Below are 21,618 nucleotides of genomic sequence, written 5' to 3' on the forward strand. Positions count from 1 at the left end.
CGCTGTGTTTCGCGTGTTTCGCGTTCGTGATGAATTCCGCCGGGCGCAGTTGGCCATCGCGGCGTTGTTCTGTTTTCTCGGGTGCCAGTACGCCACCTGGGCATCGCGGCTCCCCGCGATCAAGACACGGCTCGACCTGACGGAAGCGGAAGTCGGCCTCCTGCTGATGGCCTGTGGCGCGGGCGCGGCGGCATCCTTCCCCCTGGTGGCGGCACTGATGAAGCGGCTGGGATCCCGGCGCCTCGCGGTCCTGTCGGCCGGCTGCCTCAGCCTGCTCCTGCCGGCGCTGGCCGCGGCCCCCAACTATCCGGTCGCGCTGGTGATCATTTGTTGTGACGGTGTGGCTGTCGGAAGCCTGAATGTCGCGATGAACGCGCAGGGGGCCGCTCTCGAAGCCACGTTCCGGCGCACCGCCATGGCCAAGCTGCATGCGACGTTCAGTGCCGGTTCCCTGTTCGCCGCACTCCTCGCGTCCGGTATGAACCTGCTGACCCCGGCCCTCACGGCGCACTTCGGTGTGGCCGCCGCCCTTCTTCTGCTGCTGGTCGGACTCACACGATCCGGACTGCTGCCGGAGGAAAAGCAACTGACGGAAAAACAGATAAAACAGCCGGTGGAGAGACAACAGCCGACGGAGGACCGTCAGGCTGCGAAGAAGAGCCGCCGCAGGCTGACCATGCCCTCGCGCATGACGCTGTGGATGGGCTGCGCGATGGTGTTCGGCACGGTGACCGAAGGCGCCATGAACGACTGGTCCGCGCTCTACATGAAGGACGTCGTCGACGCGGCACCCGAACTGGCGCCCATGGGCATCGCGGTCGTCTCGGTCATGATGGTGCTGGCCCGTCTCTTCGCCGATGGCTGGCGAACCCGCTGGGGCGACGGACGCATCGTCCGGATCGGCGGCGTGGTGGCCGGTGCGGGACTGGCGTCGGCCCTGCTGGTCGGCGGTGTGGTGCCGACGCTGATCGGGTTCGCCTGCGTCGGGCTCGGTGTCGCCGCCGTCACCCCGTGCGTCTATGTGTCGGCCGCGGAACAGGGCACGGACGCACTGGCCCTGGTCGCCGCCATGGGAACAGCGGGGCTGCTGGCCGGACCCGCGGTGATCGGCTTCATAGCGAGCGCCGGCAGCCTGGTCTGGGGCATGGGCGCCGTCGCCGCCTCGGCCGTCCTCGTGTCCCTGTGTGCCACTCAGATCCGTTGGCCGGGCCTCACTCGGACGGAACCCGATCCCTCGGCCCTGGTGTGACGGCTGCGGCCCGGTACGGTGCGCCACGCGCCGTACCGTGGCCGGCCGGCCGTACGCCGCCGTGAAGATGTGGTCCGGGGCACAGCCGACGTTGTGGGGAACCCTTCAGTCTGTGGGCAGGCTTCAGGGACGATACGGGGGACGGATCAACCAGCCGGTGCAGGGGGGAACATGATCGAGAAAATACTGCCGTCCCAGGTGGCCGTGGCCGAGGCGCAGACCGACCCACCCGAGGCGGCTCTCTATCCCGGCGAGGAGGAGCTGATCCGCAATGCGGTGGAGAGCCGGCGCAAGGAGTTCACCACCGCACGCTGGTGCGCGCGCCGCGCCCTCAGCGAACTCGGTTTCGCACCCGCCGCCATTCTGAAAGGCGAACGCGGTGCGCCGATATGGCCGGAGGGAGTGGTCGGAAGCATGACTCACTGCGCCGGATACCGAGCCGCGGCCACCGCTCTCCGCGCCGACGTGGTCACCGTCGGCATCGACGCCGAACCGCACGCGCCGTTGCCCGAGGGGGTGCACGAGACCATCGCGCTCGCGACGGAAGCGCAGCGTGAACGCGAACTGCGCCGGGCGTTTCCCGAGATCCGCTGGGACCGGCTGCTGTTCAGTGCGAAGGAGAGCGTCTACAAGGCGTGGTTCCCGCTCACCCACCGCTGGCTCGGCTTCGAACAGGCCGACATCGTCCTCCACACGGACGGTAGCTTCACCGCCGGTCTGCTGATATCCGCGACGGAGCGGGAACCGGCCGAAGGGGCACTGGTCGAGGGGGCGACGGCGACGCCCACGTCCTTCCGCGGCCGGTGGCTGGTCGCGGACGGTCTCCTGGCGACCGCGATCGTCGTACCTCGTGCGGTGCACGGGTGACCTGTACGTCGTACCTCGTGCGGTGCGCGGGTGACCTGTACGTCGTACCTCGTGCGGTGCGCGGGTGACCTGTACGTCGTACCTCGTGCGGTGCGCGGGTGACCTGTACGTCGCACCTATTGCCGCGTGCGGGTGACCCGTAGTCTCTGACGCCATGGGCGCAGACCGTACGAGTGCAGGCCACACGAGCGAAGAACGCAAGCGCGCACGCGAGTTGGGTGTCCCGCTGACGGGTGAGCCGGGGCCCTGGAACGCGATCACGGACGTGCCGGGCGTCGAGGTCGGGTACGTCACCCTGGTCGAGGGCGAGGACGTCCGCACCGGGGTGACGGCACTCCTTCCGCGCGGCAGGAACGGCGTGGGCACACCCTGTGCGGCCGGCTGGCACTCGTTCAACGGCAACGGGGAGATGACCGGAACCACCTGGATCGAGGAGAGCGGCTCGCTCGCCGTGCCGGTGGTCATCACCAACACGTACGCGGTCGGCACGGCGCACCGCGGCGTGGTCGAGTGGATACGTGCCAACCGCCGCGGCATGGCGCCGGAGTGGCTGCTGCCGGTCGTCACGGAGACCTGGGACGGCTACCTCAACGACATCCACGGCGCGGCGGTGGAATCCCGTCACGCGGCGGACGCGATCGAGGCGGCGGCCTCCGGCCCGGTCGAGGAGGGATGCGTCGGCGGCGGCACGGGCATGCGCTGCTACGGCTTCAAGGGCGGCTCGGGGACCGCGTCGCGGGTGGTGCGGTACGGCGAGGACCGCTACACCGTCGGGGCCTTCGTGCAGGCCAACTTCGGCGCACGACGCGAACTGGTGGTCGCCGGTGTCCCGGTGGGGCGCGAACTGCCCGATCCGGCCGTGGCGCCGACCTCCGAGCCGATACCCGGTGGGGAGCGGCCGGTGCCTGAGGGGGAGCGGCCGGGACCTGAGAGGGAGCGGCCGGTGCCGCCCGGAGCCGGCTCGGTCATCGTGGTCGTGGCGACGGACGCCCCCTTGCTGCCGGGGCAGTGCAAGGCCCTGGCCCGCCGCGTGACGCTGGGCCTCGCCCGCACCGGCACCACCGGCAGCCACTTCTCGGGGGACCTCTTCCTGGCCTTCTCCACGGCCAACCCGTCCGCGCTCACCAGTACGTTTCCCGAGGACGACGGCAGTGCGCCGTACGAGTCCATGCGCTTCGTGCCGTGGGGCAGGATGGATCCCTTCTACGGCGCGGTGGTGGAGGCGGTGGAGGAGGCGGTGCTCAACGTGCTCACCGGCGCACACCCGATGACCGGCCGGGCCGGTCACCATGTCCCGGCACTCCCGCTCGACCAGGTGACAGAAATCCTGGCGGCGCGGGGGCAGTGACCCGGAATGGACGGCGCGGCTGACGGCGCGCGCGGAAATCGGGGCCGCGTGAGACAGACGCGGGGTGTGGTGGTCATTGGTCTCGTACAGGTTCGTCGGCCATACTGCCCGCCGTGGAGCAGCGCATAGATCCCAAGACCCAGCCCGGGTACGCCGCAGGGACAGACCCGGCGTACATCCCTGGTCTCACGGCCCCCGTCACCGCCGGGAAGGCGGACACGGAGCGGGAGCTGACGGACGAGGAACAGACAGAAGAGCGGGCGCCAGGCGCCGTCGCTCTCGACGACGCCGTGGCGGAGGCCGTACCCGAGGATGCCGTGCCCGAGGAGGCGGCAGCCGGCGGGGAGGCTGCCGCCGAAGCGGCGGCGGACGACGAGGAGGCGGCGGACGACGACGAGGAGGCTGAGAAGGGCCCCGTATTCGAGGTGAGCGACCGCCGTGGGTCCATCACGGTGGACCGGGACGGCGTTCTGTTCCGGCTGGATGACCAGGAGGCGGAGTTCCTCTGGGACGAGATCGGCGCGGTTGAGGTGAAGACGCCTCGGATCGGCCGCCGATTCACCGTCACGGTCCACCTGTCGACCCGACGATGGTTCAACGCCGAGGTCGAGGCTCCGGCGAGGAGCAACATCAAGGAGTGGGCGGACGAGCTCGACGCGGTCCTCGACGTCTACTTCGAGGCCTGACCAGGAGGCGACGCCCTCCGAATTCTCCGAGAGACCGGGCCGGCGGTCGGAACAGACCGCCGGCCCCGCGCGTTGTCCGGCGGTCGAAACGGGCCGCCGGCCCCGCCCGTTGTATCGCGGTCCCCGGTCGGAAGGGACCGTCGGCTCCTCGTCCGCCGGTCGGTCAGGCGTCCGCGAGTACCACCGAGCGGGTCAGGTGGCGCGGGCTGTCCGGATCCAGACCGCGGGCGGCGGCGCGGGCGATCGCCAGACGCTGGACGCGTACCAGCTCGGCCAGTGGGTCCAGGCCGCTCTCCAGCCAGCGGGCTCCGGTCGAGGTCACCTGCTCCGCGAGGCCCTCGGGGGCCGTGCCGAACATCCAGGTCGCGGTGTCGGTCGTCGCGATGCTGATGGGGCCGTGGCGGTACTCCATCGCGGGGTACGACTCCGTCCAGGACAGCGACGCCTCCTTCATCTTCAGCGCGGCCTCGTTGGCGAGGCCGGCCGTCCAGCCCCGGCCGAGGAAGGTGAACTGCGTGCAGTCCAGAAGACCTTCCGGCAGCGGCTCGGCCAGCGCCGTCTCCGCGTCGCGGACCGCGGCGTCGGTGTGCAGGCCGAGGTGGGCGCGGAGCAGCGTGAGCGCGGTGGTGGCGAACCGGGTCTGTACCACGGACTTCTCGTCGGCGAAGTCGAGCACGACGACATCATCGGCCGAGGTCATCACCGGGGTGTTCGGGTCGGCCGTGATCGCGACGGTACGGGTGACGCCGCGGAGCCGGTTCAGGAGGTCCAGTACCTCGGTCGTGGTGCCCGAGCGGGTGAGTGCGACGACCCGGTCGTAACGGCGGCCGAGGGGGAACTCCGACGCCGCGAACGCGTCGGACTCGCCCTGTCCGGAATCCTCGCGGAGCGCGGCATACGCCTGAGCCATGTAGAACGACGTGCCGCAGCCGACGACGGCGATACGCTCGCCGGCGGCGGGCAGGGCAGCCGACTGGCTCGGTGCCAGGTCGGCGGCGCGACGCCAGCACTCCGGCTGACTGGCTGTCTCAATCTCGACAAACGACACTTTTGCCCTCCGCGTGCGCGATGGAATGCTTGTTCGTGCACGGTATAGGTGGACTGCGAGCATTATCAAGCATTCTTGTTGCGGAAAACTTGACTGATCGGTGCCTTGTGCCACGCTTGCGCGTGTCCGGTGACCGCGCCCAAGGGGACGGTGCTCGAATCCCGGACCCGTAAGGAGAGTTCTCTTGTCCAGGGATGCCCGGTGGAACGCGCTGCTTGAGCTGGTCGGGAAGAACGGCAGGGTGGAGGTCGAGGACGCTGCGACGGTGCTGGACGTCTCGGCCGCGACCATCCGCCGTGACCTGGATCAGCTTGCCGAGCAGCAGTTGCTCACCCGTACCCGTGGCGGCGCCGTCGCGCACGGGGTCTCGTACGAGCTGGCGCTGCGCTACAAGACGGGCCGCCATGCCCCGGAGAAGCAGGCCATCGGCCGCGCCGTCTCCGAACTCGTGGCCGTGGGCGAGGTGGTGGGACTGACCGGCGGCACCACGATCACCGAGGTGGCCCGCGCGCTGGCCGTGCGCTCCGACCTCGTCGGCGACACCGGTCCCGCGATCGGCGGCCAGCCGGCGCTCACGGTGGTGACCAACGCGCTCAACATCGCCAACGAGCTCGTGATCCGGCCACAGATCAAGATCGTGGTGACCGGGGGCGTGGCCCGGCCGCAGTCGTACGAGCTCACCGGCCCGCTGGCCAGTGGAGTGCTGGGTGAGATCACCCTGGACGTCGCCGTACTGGGCGTCAACGCCATCGACGCCGAGCGTGGGGCGTACGTCCACCACGAGGGCGAGGCCAGTATCAACCGCCTCCTCGCCGAGCAGGCGCAACGGGTGGTCGTGGCCGCCGACTCCTCGAAGATCGGCAAGCGGGCCTTCGCCCGGGTCTGCGATCTCGGCCGGATCGACTTCCTGGTCACCGACACGGGCATCACGCCCGACGCGGAGGCCCGCTTCGGCGAGGCCGGGGTCACCGTCATCGCGGTGTGACGGTGGCTGTGGCTGTGGCTGTGGCTGTGAGCGGTGAGCGGGATCCTCGGCCTGCTCCTGTGCTTGTAGATGCTTGTTAAGTCGGCGAAATGAACAACTCTTGCCATCTGGTCGGGCCGTCGTGAGCTATGTGAGGGCCGATGCGAGGAGCGGGCGGCGAACCGGGGCGCGAGTGCCGCCTCCGGGGCGCAAGCCGCTGTCCGTCTTCCAGGGCCGGGTGAGGATGTGGCGCTCCGGCGGTGACGCGATGAGGGGCACGTACGGGACCACGACCGCCGGTAAGCGGCCATCGCCCGCGCCGCTGCCCGCTCCCCGCCCAGGCGTGCCCGCACAGGAACGCCCGCGCCACCCGTACAGACGGCGCGCCACCCGTAACCTCGACGCGGTCGTCATCGCAGGTCTGGAACACCGGCCCCACCGGTTACGCCGCGACGCATGCGTCCACAATGCGCAGGAGACCCCCGGTTGCAGCTCTGACATCGGGGGTTTTATGCGTCTGTTTTCAGCCGTGCTCGGTGGGTAGTCGGCGCATATCGGTGTGGTCGCAGCGCGATCGGGTGCCGCCGCATTGCGTGGCACCGTCGGATGAAATGAGATGAATGGTCTGGAAGATGCTGTATGGGGACATCGGCGGCCGGTCTCACACCGTCACCGTCGGGTGGCCCCCGGCGTGCGCAAACGTCGATTTTGCGCCAACCGGCACGCGTGCTGACAGAGCTCGAACGCGCGGCCGGATCGGTGTCGGCATAATCGCGTCCATGTCGATCACGGGTGGAGAATTCGTCGAGCTGGAGCGGGACCTGTACGCGTGGCTCCCGCCGGAACGCGGTTGGGGTCTTGCCAACTGCGGCCTGCTCGCCTCGCCCCGTGGCGCGCTCTGGATCGACACCCCGTACGACGCCCTGCTGGCCGGCGAGTTCCTGGCCGAGTCCACGAAGAGGCTGCCCGAAGGCGTCTCCGTCGACCGCGTGATCGTCACCCACGCGAACGGCGACCACTTCTGGGGCGCGGGCGTACTCCCCGACGCGGAGATCATCGCCACCCGCGAGGCCCGCGAACACATCCATTACGAGCCCACACCGCAGCAGCAGCACGCGCTCGTCGCCACCGGCGATCCGGCCACCGCGCTCGGGGCCTACCTCGGCCGGCACTTCGGCCCCTTCGACTGGTCGCAGACCGAGCCGGTGCAGCCGACGACCTACTTCACCGGGGAGCTCGAACTGACCCTCGGGGCGTACCCGGTCCAGCTCTCCGCCCTGCCGTCCGCGCACACCACCGGTGACCTCATGGTCCACCTGCCCGCGCAGCGCGCCGTGTTCAGCGGGGACATCATCTTCTCCTCCACCCCCGCGCAGCCCGGTGACCACCCGGTGCACTGGGCGGGTCCGCTCAGCAACGTGATCGCCGCCTGCGAGCGGGTTCTGGCCACCGGTGCCGAGATCATCGTCCCGGGGCACGGCCCGGTCCTCGACCGGGCCGGGGTACGCGACCACATCGTGTATCTGGAGTACGTGCGCGAGCGCGCCCACGCCTTCCACACGGCCGGGGTGCCCGCTCTCGAAGCGGCTCGCCGGGTGATCGCCGAGGGGCGCCACCCGGAGCTCGGCCTCCCCGAGCGGCTGGTGGTGACCATCGGCAGCGAGTACCGGCAGCTCGACGGCTCCGAACTGCCCGGAGTGCTCCAGGTGATGACCGATGTCGCCGTGGTCGCCCAAGAGGTGGAGCGGGACCGTGCGTCGGCCGACCCGGCGGCGAAGTAAGCGGGACTTCCGCTGCCGCTGCGGCCGGAAGACCGAACCGACAACAGAGATGCGGTGACGGCATGGGATGGATCGTGGCGGTGATCGCCGCCGCTGCCGCCATGGTGGCGGCTGTACGCGCACAGAACGCGGCGCGTTCGGAGCACCTGGCCCTGGCCCGTGCGGAGCTGGCCGAACGGCAGCTGAAGGCCGCGGAGGCCCGTACCGCCGCTCTCACCGATGAGATCCGGCAGCTCGCCCGCAAACGCATACCCGCCGCCGCGGTCGCCCTCTCCCACCCCACCGCCCGTGTCCCCGGCCTGCGGGAGGCGGCCGAGGTCGACGGCGACGCCGCCCGGCTGCTCACCGAGGCCGTGCAGGCCGCCCGCACCGCGGTCGTCGAGGAGCGCGGCCGCGTCGACGCGGCGGCCCGCGCGGCGATGCGCGGCACATCGGCCAAGATCCAGTCCCTGCTCAACCAGTCCCAGCAGCTGCTGCACGAACTCCAGCACGAGTACGACGACCCGCGGATCCTGCAGCTGGACTTCCGCAACGAACTCGCCCTGCGGCGCACCCAGTCCACCGCCGTCCTCTGCGACGCCTGGCCGGGGCTCGCCCGCCAGAACTCACCCCTCGTCGAGATCGTGCTCGGCGCCCAGTCCCGGGTCGCCGGCTACGAACGGATCAAGGTCGCCAACCATCTGCGCGACGAACGGCTCGCCCTCGTCGCTCGCGCCGCCGAACCACTCGCGATCGCCCTCGCCGAACTGCTGGCCAACGCCACCGCGTACTCGCACCCCGACACCGATGTGCAGGTGACGGTCCAGCAGAGCGGCGGCCGCGGCGCGTTCCTGGTCGTCGACGACGCGGGCATCGGCATGGACGACGACGCGCTCGACCGGGCCCGCGCCCTGCTGGCGGGCCCGTCCGAAGTGCTCCTGACCGAGCTGGGCGACCCGCCGCAGACCGGTTTCGCGGTCGTCGGCCGACTCGTCGTGCAGTACGGCTTCGACTGCCACATCGAGGCGTCGCCGTTCGGTGGAATGCGTACGATCCTGCGCGTTCCCGCCCATCTGCTCACCGTGATGGAGGACGCCCGCAGCCTCTCCGCCCTCGCCCCGAAGCCGATGCACACGCCCGCCTCCGCTCCGGTCTCCGCACCCGCCGGGCCGGAGACGGCCCCGCCACCCGCCGGCGGACATCCCGCCGAGCCGGAGCCCGTACCGGCCCCGCGTCCCGCCGGGCCGGAGACGGCCCCGCCATCCACCGGTGGGCAGCCCGCCGGGCTGCCCAGCCGGCGTCGGCGCGCGCCGCGCCCGAAGCCGTCCCGGGCCGCTTCCGCCGCCGTCACCCGCGAGCAGGAAGAGGTGCCCCGTACACCCGAGCAGGCAGGGGCTTCCTGGGCGGCACTCCAACAGGGCACCCTCAATGGCAGGAGCGTCGTCGGACGGTCATCCGCACCGGCCGCGGACGACCACGATCACCAGGACGACCAGGACGACCAGGACGACCAGGACGACCAAGGAGACGACGAGAAGTGAGCGCCCCCACTCCCACCACCGGTGACCTCGCATGGGTGCTGACCCCTCTGCTGGAACTGCCGGGAGTCCAGCACGCCGTGGTCGCCACCGGCGACGGCCTCGTCGAGGGCGCGTCGCCCGGCCTGGACCGGGCGTCCGGCGAGCGCGTCGCCGCGATGACCGCCACGCTGCACGCCGCAGCCCGCGCCTTCACGACGGCGTTCACCGACGTCGAGGCGCCGCGCCTGGCCCAGACGGTCGTCGAGTCCGACCAGGGCTTCGCCGTCGTCGTACCGGCCGGGAACAACACCACACTCGCCCTGTTCGCGGACCCCGAAGCCAAACTCGGCGACATCGCCTACCAGATGCAGGTGCAGGTCACCGCCCTGACCCGGGCGATGAACGCACCCGCTCGCAGGCCGGACACCGCCGACCGGCCATGACCTCCGGCCCAGGGCGCCGTCTGATCCCCGCCTATCTGGTCACCGGCGGCCGGAACCTGCCCGCCGGTCCCGTGCTCGACCGGCTCGCCGTACTCGTACGCGCCGACACGGTTCTGCCGCCGGAGACCGGCTCGGAACAGCGCAGGCTGTGCGAGCTGCTCGAACCGGGCGCGCTCACCGTCGTCGAAACCGCAGCCCACCTGGACCTGCCGGTCAGCGCCACCGTCTTCCTGGCCGCAGACCTCGCGGCCGCCGGACACCTGCACACCCGACCGCCCATCCCCAGCGCCGGGGAGATCGACCGGTCGCTCGTCGAGAGGCTGCTCGTTGGACTCCGCTCCCTCCACTGACCGGACCGGCATCGGCTATCTGCCGCCTGCCGCCCGGACCCTGATGAAGCTCGTCGTCACGGGTCCTTTCGGCGTGGGCAAAACCACCCTGATCCGCACACTGTCGGAAATCGCCACGCTCCACACCGAAGAGGCGATGACCCAGTCCAGTACCCCGTTCGACGACACCGCGGGACTGCCGGACAAGACCACGACCACCGTCGCCATCGACTTCGGCCGGCTCACCGTCCTCGACGACCTGGTGCTCTACATGTTCGGCACCCCGGGCCAGCAGCGGTTCCTCCCGCTCTGGGAGGACATCGCGCGGGGCGCGCTCGGCGCGCTCGTCCTGGTCGACACCCGCAGACTCGCCGACTCCTTCGCGGTCATGGACATGGTCGAGGAACAGGGGCTGCCGTACGCCGTCGCCGTCAACCGCTTCCCCGACGCCCCCGCCCACACCGACGAGGTCCTGCGCAAACACCTCGACCTCGCCCCCGAAACGCCGCTGGTGCAGTGCGACGCCCGCGAACGCCGCGGCAGCATCGACGCACTCATCGCACTCGCCGAACACGTGCTGACCCGAATGCCCCGGCCCGAGGACCCGTCATGACACCGCTCGTACAGCCGCCGCAGCCCCTCGCGCTGTACGGCCCGGACTTCGCCGCCGACCCGCAGGGCCATTACCGGCGCCTGCGCGAACACGGCCCCCTGGCCCCCGTCCGGCTCAGCCCCGGCATCGACGCCCTGCTGGTCACCGACTACCAGGCCGCCGTCGACCTGCTGCGCGACACCTACACCTTCACCAAGGACCCGCGCGCCTGGCAGGCCACCGTCCCCGACGACTCCCCGGTCCTGCCCATGCTCGGCTACCGGCCCACCGCGCTCTTCAGCGACGGCGACGTACACGCCCGCTACCGCGATGCCATCAACGACAGCCTCGCCCTGATCGAGCCGCACATCCTGCGGGCCGAGGTCGCCCGGGTCGCCCAGCGGCTCATCGGTGAATTCGCCGCCACCGGAAGAGGCGACCTGATCGCGCAGTACGCCCGACGACTTCCGGTGCACGTCTTCGTGACCTGGTTCGGTGTGCCGCCGGACGACAGCGAACGCATCGTCAACGGCATCGCCGGCATGTTCAACTCCGCGGAGGACGCCGCCGCCGCGTACGCCGACCTCGTCGAGGTCGTCACCGATCTCGTCGCCGAGCGGCGCGCCCGGCCGCGCCGCGACCTCACCTCGTACCTCCTTGCCCATCCGGCCGATCTCGACAACGACGAGACTGTGCGTCAGATCACGCTCCTCATGAGCGCGGGCCACGATCCGACGACCAATCTGATCGGCAACGCACTGCTGCACATGCTCACCGACGCCCGCTACGCCGGCTCGCTGCACGGCGGCGCGATGACGGCGCACGAGGCGATCAACGAGGTCCTCTGGCAGGACCCGCCCCTGTCCAATCTGGCCGCCCACTACCCCCGCCACGACACGGAGTTCCACGGTGTCCGACTGCGCGCGGGACAGCTGGTCCTCGTCTCCTACGCCGCGGCCAACACCCAGTCCCCACCAGGCATTTCGGAGCCCGGGATCCGCTCCGGGGGCAGCGCCCACCTGGCCTGGTCGGCGGGCCCGCACCGGTGCCCGGCGAAGCAGCCGGCGCTGCTCATCGCCATGACCGCGATCGAGCAGCTCACCAGCCAGCTGTGCGACGCAGAACTGGACGTTCCGGTCAGCGGACTGACGTGGCGTCCGGGCCCGTTCCACCGTGCCCTGGTACGGCTTCCGGTACGGTTCACCCCCGTCGACATGGCCGCGGGAACGGACCGGCGGGAGGCCGCCGAGGACGCGCCGGACGGGCCGTCAGCGGTGTCGATCGGCCCGTGAACCGTGTCGGTGGTACGCCGAACGGGTGAGGGGCGAGAGAATTGCCCGATGAACAGCGAGCGCAACGCCGACCGAAGCACAGACGGGGTGGTCCGGTGAGCAGGTACGACAGGTACGACGTCACGGACGAGCAGTGGGAGGGGCTTGCCCAGGTCGTACCGCTGCGCGGCCGCGACGAGTGGCCGTCCAGGATCGATCATCGTGCGGTCCACGACGAGAGGGCGGCAGCCGAACAGCGGCGCCTCGTCGTGCTCCGGGTCCAGGTCTTCGCGGACGCGCGGGAGGTGGCGGAGTACCTCGTCGCACAGGTCCCGGTGCTGCTCGACCTGACCGGCGCGGAGACGGACGTGGCCAAGCGCATCCTGGACTTCACCAGTGGGGTGGTCTTCGGTCTGGGCAGCGGAATGCACCGGGTCGACCGGAATGTTTTCCTGCTGTCTCCGGTCGGCATGGAGGTCGAGGGAGTCACGGCAGCGGGCGTGCCGGGTTCGTAGGACGGTGGGCGCGTCTGCCGGCCGGGCGGTGGCGATGGCGTAACAGACGTGTGCCGGCCGGGCGGTGGCGATGGCGTAACAGACGTGTGCCGGCCGGGCGGTGGCGTAACAGGCGTGTGCCGGTTGGGCGGGGTTGTCGCGGTGGCGTAGCCCGATCGTAGGAAGGTCGTTCAGGCGGAACGGTTCGCCGCGCCCCGGTCTGCGTACGGTCCGTCCCATGAGTGCACTCTGCCCAGGAACCACCCCGCCCCCGCCTGCCGGTACGTCCGTGGCCGACGGCGTTCCCGCCGCCAGGACGGCACCCCCGGAATCCGCGCGGCGGTCCGGCGGTCCCGTCCGCTCCGCCGGCCCCGTCGTCACCGAACTGAGGCTGTCCGCCTTCGGATCGCATCGCGGCGTCACCTTTCCCATCGGCCCGGTGACGCTCTTCGCCGGGCCGGGCGGCAGCGGCAAGTCACATGCTTTGCAGGCGTACGAGGCGCTGGCGCGGCTGGGCGGCGGCGACCCGCTCGACGAGGTCTTCCCGGACCCGGAGGGGTGCGTACCGGAAGGCGCCGTGGCCGATGCACAGGGCCGCCGCGGATTCCGGATCGGCTGTACGGCCGACGGCCCGGCGGGACCGGTACGGCTCGATGTGGCCGTCCAGGCGGAGCCCACCCTCCGTATCGTCGGTGAACGGCTGACCGGCGGTGGGGAGACCCTGCTCGCCACCGCTCTGCGCGACCCGGGGCGTTCGACGGTCCAGGCGGCCTGGCACACGGCGGGCGGGGTGCCGGTGACGCGTGCGCCGTTGCCGGACGACCGCCTGGGAACCGCCCTGCTGCCGCTGCGCGTGGCGGGCAGGACCGAGGGGCAGTTGCAGGTCCTTGCCGCGGCCGAACAGATGGTCGTGGCCCTGCGGTCGGTCTTCGCCTGCGAACCGCGGCCGTCGCGGATGCGGATGCCGGTGCCGGCGGGCGACGGCCGCCTGCGGCGCGGCTGCGACAACCTCGCGGCGGTGCTGGAGCGCACGCACACGCAGTGCGCGGGGCGCCACGCACGACTGGTCGCGGCCGCTCACGCCGGATGCGCGGGGCCCGTGACGGCACTGGGTGTCGAGCGGCTCACGGACGGGTTGCTGCGGGCGAGCGTCGCCCGCGGTGCGGGACGCGTGACACCGGTGGGCCGCCTCGGCGACGGCGAGTTGAGGTATCTCGCGCTCGCCCTGGTGCTGCTCACCGGCCCCGGGGTGCTGGCGGTGGACGCCGCGGGCGAGGTGCCGTCGGCCCTGCAGACCCTGACCGTGCTGGCCGACGGACTCGACCGTGACCTGGACGGACGGCAACTGCGCGAACTCCTGGATCTGGCGGTCTCGATCGGGGCGGCCGGGCATCTCAGGCTGGTGGGGGCGGTTACGGAGTCGGGCGCGGTACGGGCCCGCGAGACGGCCGGGGTGACGGTGGTAGACCTGGAGCCGTGACAGAACTCGATGTACGTGCCCTTCAGCAACGGCTCGCCGCGTTCGCGGCCGCGCGGGACTGGGAGCAGTACCACACCCCGAAGAATTTGGCGGCGGCACTGAGTGTCGAGGCATCCGAACTGGTCGAGATCTTCCAGTGGTTGACGCCGGAGCAGTCGGCACGGGTGATGGAGGCACCCGAGACGGCGCATCGGGTCGCTGACGAAGTCGCCGACGTTCTCGCGTATCTGCTCCAATTCTGCGAGGTGTTGGGGATCGACGTGCTGGCGGCGCTGTCGGAGAAGATCGACAGGAACGAGACCCGATTCCCCGTGCCGGAACGCCGTGACCCTCCTCCGTCCCAGGATCGTCACTCTTCGGAGTGATCGATTTATTCACAGCGGATTTGGTGTCCACAGATTTCCGAATTCCCCTGGCTTTTCGGTACCGGCTCACTCACTCTGGGTAATGGATGAGGTGAGCGGTTTTTCGTACGGACGGGGGCAACGCATGGAAGCGGAGCGGCTTGTAGAAGTAAGTCGTCGTGCTCTGGCACAGAGCCGCGGTACGCCGGACATCATCGCCGAGGCGTGGCAGGCACAGGCGCTCGCCCAGGCGATCGGCAGCCGGCTGGCGGCGGACGGTCCCAAGGAGTTACGGGGGGAGGCGCGCGGGCTCAGCGAGACCGGCGGAAGAAGCGGCGGGGCGCTGGACCATCCGGCGGCGCGGGCCGCCGTGGCGCGGGCCGTGCGGCTCTCCGAGGTCGGCGAACCGAGGGCGACGCTCGCGGGGCTGGGCGCGCTCCTCGGGGAGGCGGCGATGGCGCTGGTCGGGGTGGCCTGCGAGACCGACGAGCAGGGGCTCTACTGGCAGTGCATGGAGGCGATCGACGCGGCGGACGAGTCCATGGACCGGGTGCACGGAATGCTGCGGCGCCTCGACGAGCGGGACCGAGAGCGGCAGCAGGATCTGGAGCGCGGCCGGGAGCGGGACGGCCCCCACGGTGCGGCGGCCCGCGGACCGGCAGTCCGCGGACCAACAGTCCGCGGACCGGCGGGGTCGGCGGCGGGGCCGTCGTGACCGCGCCGCGCTGCGGGGACGACGGCGGTCGGGGGCTGCTTCGGGAAGGCCGTGACCCGTGAAGGAAATCGGTAGTGGCGGTGCGCGGGGTGGGGGAGGAAGGCAGGGACGGCATCCGGAAGGCAGGATGGGTGCATGGATCTGCGAATCTTCACCGAGCCCCAGCAAGGGGCCGACTACGACACCCTGCTCACCGTCGCCAAGGCGACCGAGGACCTCGGCTTCGACGCCTTCTACCGCTCCGACCACTACCTCCGCATGGGTTCGGGGGACGGGCTGCCCGGCCCGACCGACGCGTGGATCACCCTGGCCGGACTGGCGCGCGAGACCAAGCGGATCCGGCTCGGCACGCTGATGACCGCGGGGACCTTCCGGCTCCCCGGAGTGCTCGCCATCCAGGTCGCGCAGGTCGACCAGATGTCCGGCGGCCGTGTGGAGCTCGGCCTGGGCGCAGGCTGGTTCGAGGAGGAGCACAGGGCTTATGGCATTCCGTTCCCCAAAGAGAAGTTCGGCAGGCTGGAGGAGCAACTGGAAATCGTCACCGGGCTCTGGGCGACCGAGATCGGCAAGACGTTCAGCTTCGACGGCACGTACTACCAGCTGACCGATTCACCGGCGCTGCCCAAGCCGGCGCAGGCCAAGGTGCCGGTCCTGATCGGCGGTCACGGCGCGACGCGCACACCGCGGCTGGCCGCCCGGTACGCGGACGAGTTCAACATCCCCTTCGCGTCGCTGGAAGACAGCGAGAAGCAGTTCGGCCGGGTCCGGGAGGCGGCCAAGGCGGCCGGCCGCGGACCGGACGACCTCGTGTACTCCAACGCCCTCGTGGTCTGCGTCGGCCGGAATGACGCCGAGGTCGCGCGGCGTGCCTCCGCCATCGGCCGTGAGGTGGCGGAGCTGAAGGCGAACGGGCTCGCGGGCTCGCCCGCCGAGGTGGTCGACAAGATCGGCAGGTACGGCGCGATCGGGTCGTCCCGGATCTACCTCCAGATCCTGGATCTGAACGATCTGGACCACCTGGAGCTGATCTCCTCCGAGGTCCAGTCCCAGCTCGCCTGAGCCGGAAGCGGTCCCGACTCGCACCGCGCGGGAGCGGTCCTGGCCCACCGGGGCAGGAAGGGGGCCGGTTCGCCCGCACCTGGACCGGTCCGGCCCGCCCGGCGCGGGAGCGGTCCCGACTCGCACCGCGCGGGAGCGGTCCCGACTCGCACCGCGCGGGAGCGGTTCCTTCTCGTTCGCACCGGGACCGGTTCCCGCTCACCCGGGCCGGGTCAGGAGTCGGCTCACGAGGGAGTCACCTGTGCAACCCATCCGGTCAGTCGGCGGCCCGCCCGCGCGGGCGCTCGACCGTGCCCTCTTGGAGGGGACGGTCCTGCTCGACGGTGGCCTCTCCAACCAGTTGGAGGCGCAGGGCTGCGATCTGACCGACGCCCTGTGGTCGGCCCGGTTGCTGGCCGACGGGCCGGCGCAGATCGAGGCCGCTCACACGGCCTATGTGCGGGCCGGTGCACAGGTGCTCACCACGGCCAGCTACCAGGCGAGCTTCGAAGGGTTCGGGCGGCGGGGGATCGGACGGGGCCGGGCGGCGGAGCTGTTCGCCCGCAGTGTGCGGCTGGCGCGGCGGGCCGGGGCTGCGGTGGAGCGGGAGGTCTGGGTCGCTGCCTCCGTCGGCCCGTACGGTGCGATGCTGGCGGACGGCAGTGAGTACCGGGGCCGCTACGGGCTCTCCGTCCGGGAGCTGGAGCGGTTCCACCGGCCTCGGGTGGAGGCGCTGGTCGCCGCGGAGCCCGATGTGCTGGCACTGGAGACGGTGCCGGACATCGACGAGGCCGAGGCGCTGCTGCGGGCGGTCGAGGGATGCGGGCTGCCCGTCTGGCTCTCGTACAGCGTGTCCGGTGACCGGACGAGGGCGGGCCAGTCGCTGGAGACGGCCTTCGCTCTGGCCTCGGGGCATGACCTCGTGATGGCTGTCGGGGTGAACTGCTGCGATCCGGTGGACGCGGACCGGGCGGTGCGGGTGGCGTCGGAGGTGGCCGGCAAACCGGTCGTCGTCTATCCGAACAGTGGTGAGCGGTGGGATGCCGACGTCCGGGAATGGGCCGGCGACCCCACATTCGATCCGGGGAGAGTGCCGGCCTGGCAGGACGCCGGGGCCCGGCTGGTGGGTGGCTGCTGCCGGGTCGGCCCGGAGACCGTCGCGGAGCTGGCCGGGCTGCTCGGCGGAGCGACGGCAGGCGAAGGGAAAGGCGGGCCGACACAGCCGTAGACGGACGAAAATGCATGGTGGGGGGCAAGTGAAGCGGACCATACTCGGACGTGTGTTCATGACGATCAGCACCACCGGCAATCCGGAGCGTCCCGCGACCGATCTCGGCTTTCTGCTGCACAAGCATCCCGAGAAGGCGCAGACGTTCTCCACGTCCCATGGCACCGCGCATGTCTTCTACCCCGAGGCGTCCGCCGAACGGTGCACAGCCGCACTCCTGCTGGAGGTGGATCCGGTGGCGCTGGTGCGGCGTGGCAAGGGCAAAGGCCGAGGTGGCGCGCCCGACGCGGCGCTCGCCCAGTACGTCAACGACCGTCCGTACGCGGCATCCTCGCTTCTCTCCGTGGCGATGAGCACGGTCTTCAAGACCGCGCTGAACGGTGCGTGCCGTGCCCTGCCCGAACGGGCAGAGCAGCCGCTTCCGTTGCGGATCGAGGTGCCCGTCTTGCCGGCGCGCGGTGGCGCGGAACTGGTGCGCAAGCTCTTCGGGCCCCTCGGCTGGACGAGTGTGGACGCCGTGGCCGTGCCCCTGGACACGGAGTTTCCGGAATGGGGGGACTCGCGGTACGTGCGGCTGGTGCTGGAGGGCGAGTTGCGGCTGGCGGACGCGTTGCGGCAGCTGTACATCCTGCTGCCGGTGCTCGACGACGCCAAGCACTACTGGGTCGCACCGGACGAGGTGGACAAGCTGCTGCGGGCCGGAGAGGGCTGGCTGGCCGACCACCCCGAGCAGAAACTGATCACCAGTCGCTATCTGTCGCGGCGCTGGGGGCTGACCCGGCAGGCGATGCAGCGGCTCGAACTGGTGCGGCTCGCCGAGTCCGACGACCTCGACGTCGAGAGCATCGACAACGCGGTGGACGAGACGACCGACACCGAGGAGAAGCCCGTGCCGCTCGCCGAGCAGCGTCGCACCGCGATCCTCGACGTGCTGCGCACCGCCGGGGCGAGCCGGGTCCTCGACCTGGGCTGCGGTCAGGGGCAGTTGGTTCAGGCGCTCCTCAAGGACGTGAGCTTCACGGAGATCGTCGGCGTCGATGTCTCCATGCGCGCTCTCGCCATCGCCTCACGACGGCTGAAGCTGGACCGGATGGGAGAACGGCAGGCCGGCCGGGTCACGCTTCAGCAGGGCTCGCTCACCTACACCGACAAGCGGCTCAAGGGGTATGACGCTGCCGTGCTCAGCGAGGTCATCGAGCACCTCGACCTGCCGAGGCTGCCCGCGCTGGAGTACGCCGTGTTCGGTTCTGCCAGGCCGCGGACCGTGCTCGTGACCACGCCGAACGTCGAGTACAACGTCCGCTGGGAGAGCCTTCCGGCCGGACAGGTGCGCCACGGCGACCACCGGTTCGAGTGGACCAGGGCCGAATTCCGCGACTGGGCCCAGGCCGTGGCGCGGCGGCACGGATACCGGGCCGATTTCGTCCCCGTGGGGCCCGACGACCCCGAGGTGGGGCCGCCGACACAGATGGCGGTGTTCACGATGACCGCAGCCGATGAGACCAGCACCAGCACCAGCACCAGGAGCAACGCCGGCAACGGGGTCGGCGACAGGGTCGGCACCAAGACCAGCAGCAAGGACAGCGACAAGACCACGGCAGAGAAGGGGGCGAAAGCCGCATGACCCGTACCTCGCGCACGTTGCCGGTGACAGACCTCTCCCTCGTGGTCCTCATCGGAGCCAGCGGTTCCGGCAAGTCCACTTTCGCCCGCGAGCACTTCAAGCCCACGGAGGTCATCTCCTCGGACTTCTGTCGCGGCCTCGTCGCCGACGACGAGAACGACCAGAGCGCCAGCCGTGACGCCTTCGACGTCCTCCACACCATCGTGGGGAAGCGGCTCGCCGCAGGCCGGCTGACCGTCGTGGACGCCACCAGCGTCCAGTCCGAGAGCCGCAAGCAGCTGATCCAGCTGGCCAGGACTTACGACGTACTGCCCATCGCGATCGTTCTCGACCTGCCCGAAGAGGTCTGCGTCGCGCGCAACGCGTCCCGCCCCGACCGTGCCGACATGCCGCGCCATGTCATCCAGCGCCACCGCCGCGAGCTGCGCCGCTCGCTGCGCGGCCTGGAACGCGAGGGGTTCCGCAAGGTGCACATCCTGCACACCGAGGAGGAGGCGCAGCACGCCGAAGTGGTGCGGGAGCGCCGCTACAACGACCTGCGCCACCTCACCGGCCCCTTCGACATCATCGGCGACATCCACGGCTGCGACTCCGAGCTGGAAACCCTGCTCGGCAAGCTCGGCTACGTCGACGGCGCACACCCCGAGGGACGCACGGCGGTCTTCGTCGGCGACCTGGTGGACCGCGGCCCCAACAGCCCCGGGGTACTGCGCCGCGTCATGTCCATGGTGGCGGCGGGCAACGCCCTGTGCGTGCCCGGCAACCACGAGAACAAGCTCGGCCGCTACCTCAAGGGCCGCAAGGTCCAGCACACCCATGGACTCGCCGAGACCATCGAGCAGTTGGACCGGGAGGACGAGAAGGACCCCGCCTTCCGCGAGCGGGTCCGGGAGTTCATCGACGGGCTCGTCAGCCACTACGTGCTCGACGAGGGCAAACTCGTCGTCTGCCACGCGGGACTGCCCGAGAAGTACCACGGGCGTACCTCCGGACGGGTCCGCTCGCACGCCCTGTACGGGGACACCACCGGCGAGACCGACGAGTTCGGCCTGCCCGTGCGCTACCCGTGGGCGGAGGAGTACCGGGGCCGTGCCGCCGTGGTCTACGGTCACACCCCGGTGCCCGCCACCTCCTGGGTCAACAACACCATCTGCCTGGACACCGGGGTGGTCTTCGGCGGGAAGATGACCGCGCTGCGCTGGCCGGAGCGCGAACTCGTCGACGTACCGGCCGAGAAGGTCTGGTACGAGCCGGCCAAGCCACTGATCACCGAGGCGCCCGGGGGCCGGGAGGGCCGGCCGCTGGACCTCGCGGATGTGCACGGCCGTCGGATCGTGGAGACCCGGCACATGGGCCGTGTCTCGGTGCGCGAGGAGAACGCCGCGGCGGCGCTCGAAGTGATGAGCCGGTTCGCTGTGGATCCCCGGCTGCTCGGCTACCTCCCGCCGACCATGGCGCCCACCGCGACATCGCAGGAGGAGGGCTATCTGGAGTACCCGGCCGAGGCCTTCGCCCAGTACCGGACGGACGGTGTCACCGAGGTCGTGTGCGAGGAGAAGCACATGGGCTCGCGTGCGGTGGCGCTGGTCTGCCGGGACGCGAACGCCGCCCGTGAGCGGTTCGGCGTACAGGACAGCTCCGACGCTTCCGGGGATGGGGGAGGCCCGACCGGAGCGCTGTACACCCGCACCGGAAGGCCGTTCCTCGACGACGCCGCACTCACCGAGGTGATTCTCGGCAGGCTGCGCACCGCCGTCACCGCTGCCGGACTCTGGGAGGAATGGGGCACCGACTGGGTGCTGCTCGACGCCGAGCTGATGCCGTGGTCCCTGAAGGCGGCCGGGCTGCTGCGCTCGCAGTACGCCGCGGTCGGTGCCGCGTCCGGGGCCGTCTTCCCGGACGCCGGAGCGGCCCTCGCGGCAGCCGTGGCCCGTGGGGTGGACGTGGGCACTCTTGAGGAGCGCCAGCGGGGACGTGCCGAGGACGCGGCCGCGTTCACCGAGGCGTACCGCCGCTACTGCTGGAGCACCCAGGGCCTGGACGGGGTGCGGCTCGCGCCGTTCCAGATCCTCGCGGTGCAGGGCCGCTCGCTGGCCTCCGTGCCGCACGGCGAGCAGCTGGCCTGGATCGACCGGCTGGTCGAGCACGACCCGACCGGGCTGCTCCAGGTCACCCGTCGGCTCGTCGTCGACACCGGCGACGAGGCGTCGGTGCGCTCCGGTATCGACTGGTGGCTGGAGATGACCGGCCGAGGCGGTGAAGGCATGGTCGTCAAGCCGCTTGCCGCGCTCGTACGGGACGGCAAGGACAGGCTGGTCCAGCCGGGCATCAAGGTGCGCGGCCGGGAGTACCTCCGGATCATCTACGGCCCCGAGTACACCCGCCCGGAGAACCTGGAGCGGCTGCGCGGCCGGTTCCTCGGCCACAAGCGGTCGCTGGCGCTCCGGGAGTACGCGCTGGGGCTCGAAGCGCTGGACCGGTTGGCCGACGGGGAGCCGCTGTGGCGGGTCCACGAGGCGGTGTTCGCGGTGCTGGCCCTGGAATCGGAGCCGGTCGATCCACGGCTCTAGCCGTGTCTGACACGCGGCGTCTGACACTCGGGGGCCGGGGGCCGGGGG

Annotated in this window: 20 protein-coding genes; 19 read left to right on the forward strand and 1 reads right to left on the reverse strand. The window is 70.9% G+C overall.

Features of this window, described 5'->3' with window-relative positions:
• The first annotated feature begins 13 nt into the window (after nucleotides 1-13).
• The 4 genes from ACFVUT_RS33185 (at nucleotide 14) to ACFVUT_RS33200 (ending at nucleotide 4,150) form a co-directional block, all read left to right on the forward strand.
• Nucleotides 14-1,249 (forward strand): MFS transporter, encoded by a 1,236-nt coding sequence (locus tag ACFVUT_RS33185; RefSeq protein ID WP_389657979.1) that lies wholly within the window; start codon nucleotides 14-16, stop codon nucleotides 1,247-1,249.
• 171 nt (nucleotides 1,250-1,420) lie between these two features.
• Nucleotides 1,421-2,116: a 4'-phosphopantetheinyl transferase gene (locus tag ACFVUT_RS33190; RefSeq protein ID WP_389657982.1), complete on the forward strand. Its 696-nt coding sequence runs from the start codon at nucleotides 1,421-1,423 to the stop codon at nucleotides 2,114-2,116.
• 154 nt (nucleotides 2,117-2,270) lie between these two features.
• Nucleotides 2,271-3,464 (forward strand): P1 family peptidase, encoded by a 1,194-nt coding sequence (locus ACFVUT_RS33195; RefSeq protein ID WP_389657985.1) that lies wholly within the window; start codon nucleotides 2,271-2,273, stop codon nucleotides 3,462-3,464.
• Nucleotides 3,465-3,577: 113 nt separating this feature from the next.
• Nucleotides 3,578-4,150, forward strand: coding sequence for a hypothetical protein (locus ACFVUT_RS33200; RefSeq protein WP_389657988.1), 573 nt, complete (start codon nucleotides 3,578-3,580; stop codon nucleotides 4,148-4,150).
• Between the two features lie 163 nt (nucleotides 4,151-4,313).
• Here ACFVUT_RS33200 and ACFVUT_RS33205 read toward each other — a convergent pair whose 3' ends face one another.
• Complete coding sequence (locus ACFVUT_RS33205; protein ID WP_389657991.1) at nucleotides 4,314-5,198, reverse strand: SIS domain-containing protein; 885 nt, start codon at nucleotides 5,196-5,198, stop codon at nucleotides 4,314-4,316.
• A 184-nt stretch (nucleotides 5,199-5,382) separates the two neighbouring features.
• Between ACFVUT_RS33205 and ACFVUT_RS33210 the strand changes: the two genes are divergently transcribed.
• From ACFVUT_RS33210 to ACFVUT_RS33280, 15 genes are all read left to right on the forward strand, one after another.
• Nucleotides 5,383-6,183: a DeoR/GlpR family DNA-binding transcription regulator gene (locus tag ACFVUT_RS33210; RefSeq protein ID WP_389657994.1), complete on the forward strand. Its 801-nt coding sequence runs from the start codon at nucleotides 5,383-5,385 to the stop codon at nucleotides 6,181-6,183.
• 758 nt (nucleotides 6,184-6,941) lie between these two features.
• Nucleotides 6,942-7,943 (forward strand): MBL fold metallo-hydrolase, encoded by a 1,002-nt coding sequence (locus tag ACFVUT_RS33215; RefSeq protein ID WP_389657997.1) that lies wholly within the window; start codon nucleotides 6,942-6,944, stop codon nucleotides 7,941-7,943.
• 62 nt (nucleotides 7,944-8,005) lie between these two features.
• Nucleotides 8,006-9,463, forward strand: coding sequence for an ATP-binding protein (locus ACFVUT_RS33220; RefSeq protein ID WP_389658000.1), 1,458 nt, complete (start codon nucleotides 8,006-8,008; stop codon nucleotides 9,461-9,463).
• Nucleotides 9,460-9,885 (forward strand): roadblock/LC7 domain-containing protein, encoded by a 426-nt coding sequence (locus tag ACFVUT_RS33225; RefSeq protein ID WP_389658003.1) that lies wholly within the window; start codon nucleotides 9,460-9,462, stop codon nucleotides 9,883-9,885. Before ACFVUT_RS33220 ends, ACFVUT_RS33225 begins: the two co-directional genes overlap by 4 nt.
• Nucleotides 9,882-10,235 carry a DUF742 domain-containing protein gene (locus ACFVUT_RS33230; protein ID WP_389658006.1) on the forward strand — a complete coding sequence of 118 codons (354 nt, stop codon included), beginning with the start codon at nucleotides 9,882-9,884 and terminating at the stop codon, nucleotides 10,233-10,235. Before ACFVUT_RS33225 ends, ACFVUT_RS33230 begins: the two co-directional genes overlap by 4 nt.
• The gene (locus ACFVUT_RS33235) at nucleotides 10,213-10,827 is read left to right on the forward strand and encodes an ATP/GTP-binding protein (RefSeq protein WP_389658009.1); all 615 of its coding nucleotides are present in this window, start codon (nucleotides 10,213-10,215) and stop codon (nucleotides 10,825-10,827) included. The genes ACFVUT_RS33230 and ACFVUT_RS33235 overlap by 23 nt, the downstream gene beginning before the upstream one ends.
• On the forward strand, nucleotides 10,824-12,098 hold the full coding sequence (locus ACFVUT_RS33240; RefSeq protein WP_389658012.1) for a cytochrome P450: 1,275 nt from the start codon (nucleotides 10,824-10,826) through the stop codon (nucleotides 12,096-12,098). The genes ACFVUT_RS33235 and ACFVUT_RS33240 overlap by 4 nt, the downstream gene beginning before the upstream one ends.
• Nucleotides 12,099-12,193: 95 nt before the next feature.
• A complete protein-coding gene (locus ACFVUT_RS33245; RefSeq protein ID WP_389658015.1) occupies nucleotides 12,194-12,592 on the forward strand; it encodes a cell division protein SepF in 399 nt (132 codons plus the stop codon).
• Between the two features lie 217 nt (nucleotides 12,593-12,809).
• Nucleotides 12,810-14,051, forward strand: coding sequence for an AAA family ATPase (locus ACFVUT_RS33250; RefSeq protein WP_389658018.1), 1,242 nt, complete (start codon nucleotides 12,810-12,812; stop codon nucleotides 14,049-14,051).
• A complete protein-coding gene (locus tag ACFVUT_RS33255; RefSeq protein WP_389658021.1) occupies nucleotides 14,048-14,416 on the forward strand; it encodes a nucleotide pyrophosphohydrolase in 369 nt (122 codons plus the stop codon). The genes ACFVUT_RS33250 and ACFVUT_RS33255 overlap by 4 nt, the downstream gene beginning before the upstream one ends.
• A gap of 124 nt (nucleotides 14,417-14,540) precedes the next feature.
• Nucleotides 14,541-15,110, forward strand: coding sequence for a DUF6099 family protein (locus tag ACFVUT_RS33260; RefSeq protein WP_389658024.1), 570 nt, complete (start codon nucleotides 14,541-14,543; stop codon nucleotides 15,108-15,110).
• Between the two features lie 135 nt (nucleotides 15,111-15,245).
• Nucleotides 15,246-16,169, forward strand: coding sequence for an LLM class F420-dependent oxidoreductase (locus ACFVUT_RS33265; protein ID WP_389658027.1), 924 nt, complete (start codon nucleotides 15,246-15,248; stop codon nucleotides 16,167-16,169).
• 298 nt (nucleotides 16,170-16,467) lie between these two features.
• Entirely contained in the window at nucleotides 16,468-17,376 is a 909-nt protein-coding gene (gene mmuM, locus ACFVUT_RS33270) for a homocysteine S-methyltransferase (RefSeq protein WP_389658030.1), read from the forward strand.
• A 52-nt stretch (nucleotides 17,377-17,428) separates the two neighbouring features.
• A complete protein-coding gene (locus ACFVUT_RS33275) occupies nucleotides 17,429-19,000 on the forward strand; it encodes a 3' terminal RNA ribose 2'-O-methyltransferase Hen1 (protein WP_389658176.1) in 1,572 nt (523 codons plus the stop codon).
• Complete coding sequence (locus ACFVUT_RS33280; RefSeq protein WP_389658033.1) at nucleotides 18,997-21,570, forward strand: polynucleotide kinase-phosphatase; 2,574 nt, start codon at nucleotides 18,997-18,999, stop codon at nucleotides 21,568-21,570. Before ACFVUT_RS33275 ends, ACFVUT_RS33280 begins: the two co-directional genes overlap by 4 nt.
• Nucleotides 21,571-21,618: the final 48 nt, after the last annotated feature.

The sequence above is a fragment of the Streptomyces sp. NPDC058051 genome (assembly GCF_042885475.1).
Lineage (GTDB): Bacteria > Actinomycetota > Actinomycetes > Streptomycetales > Streptomycetaceae > Streptomyces.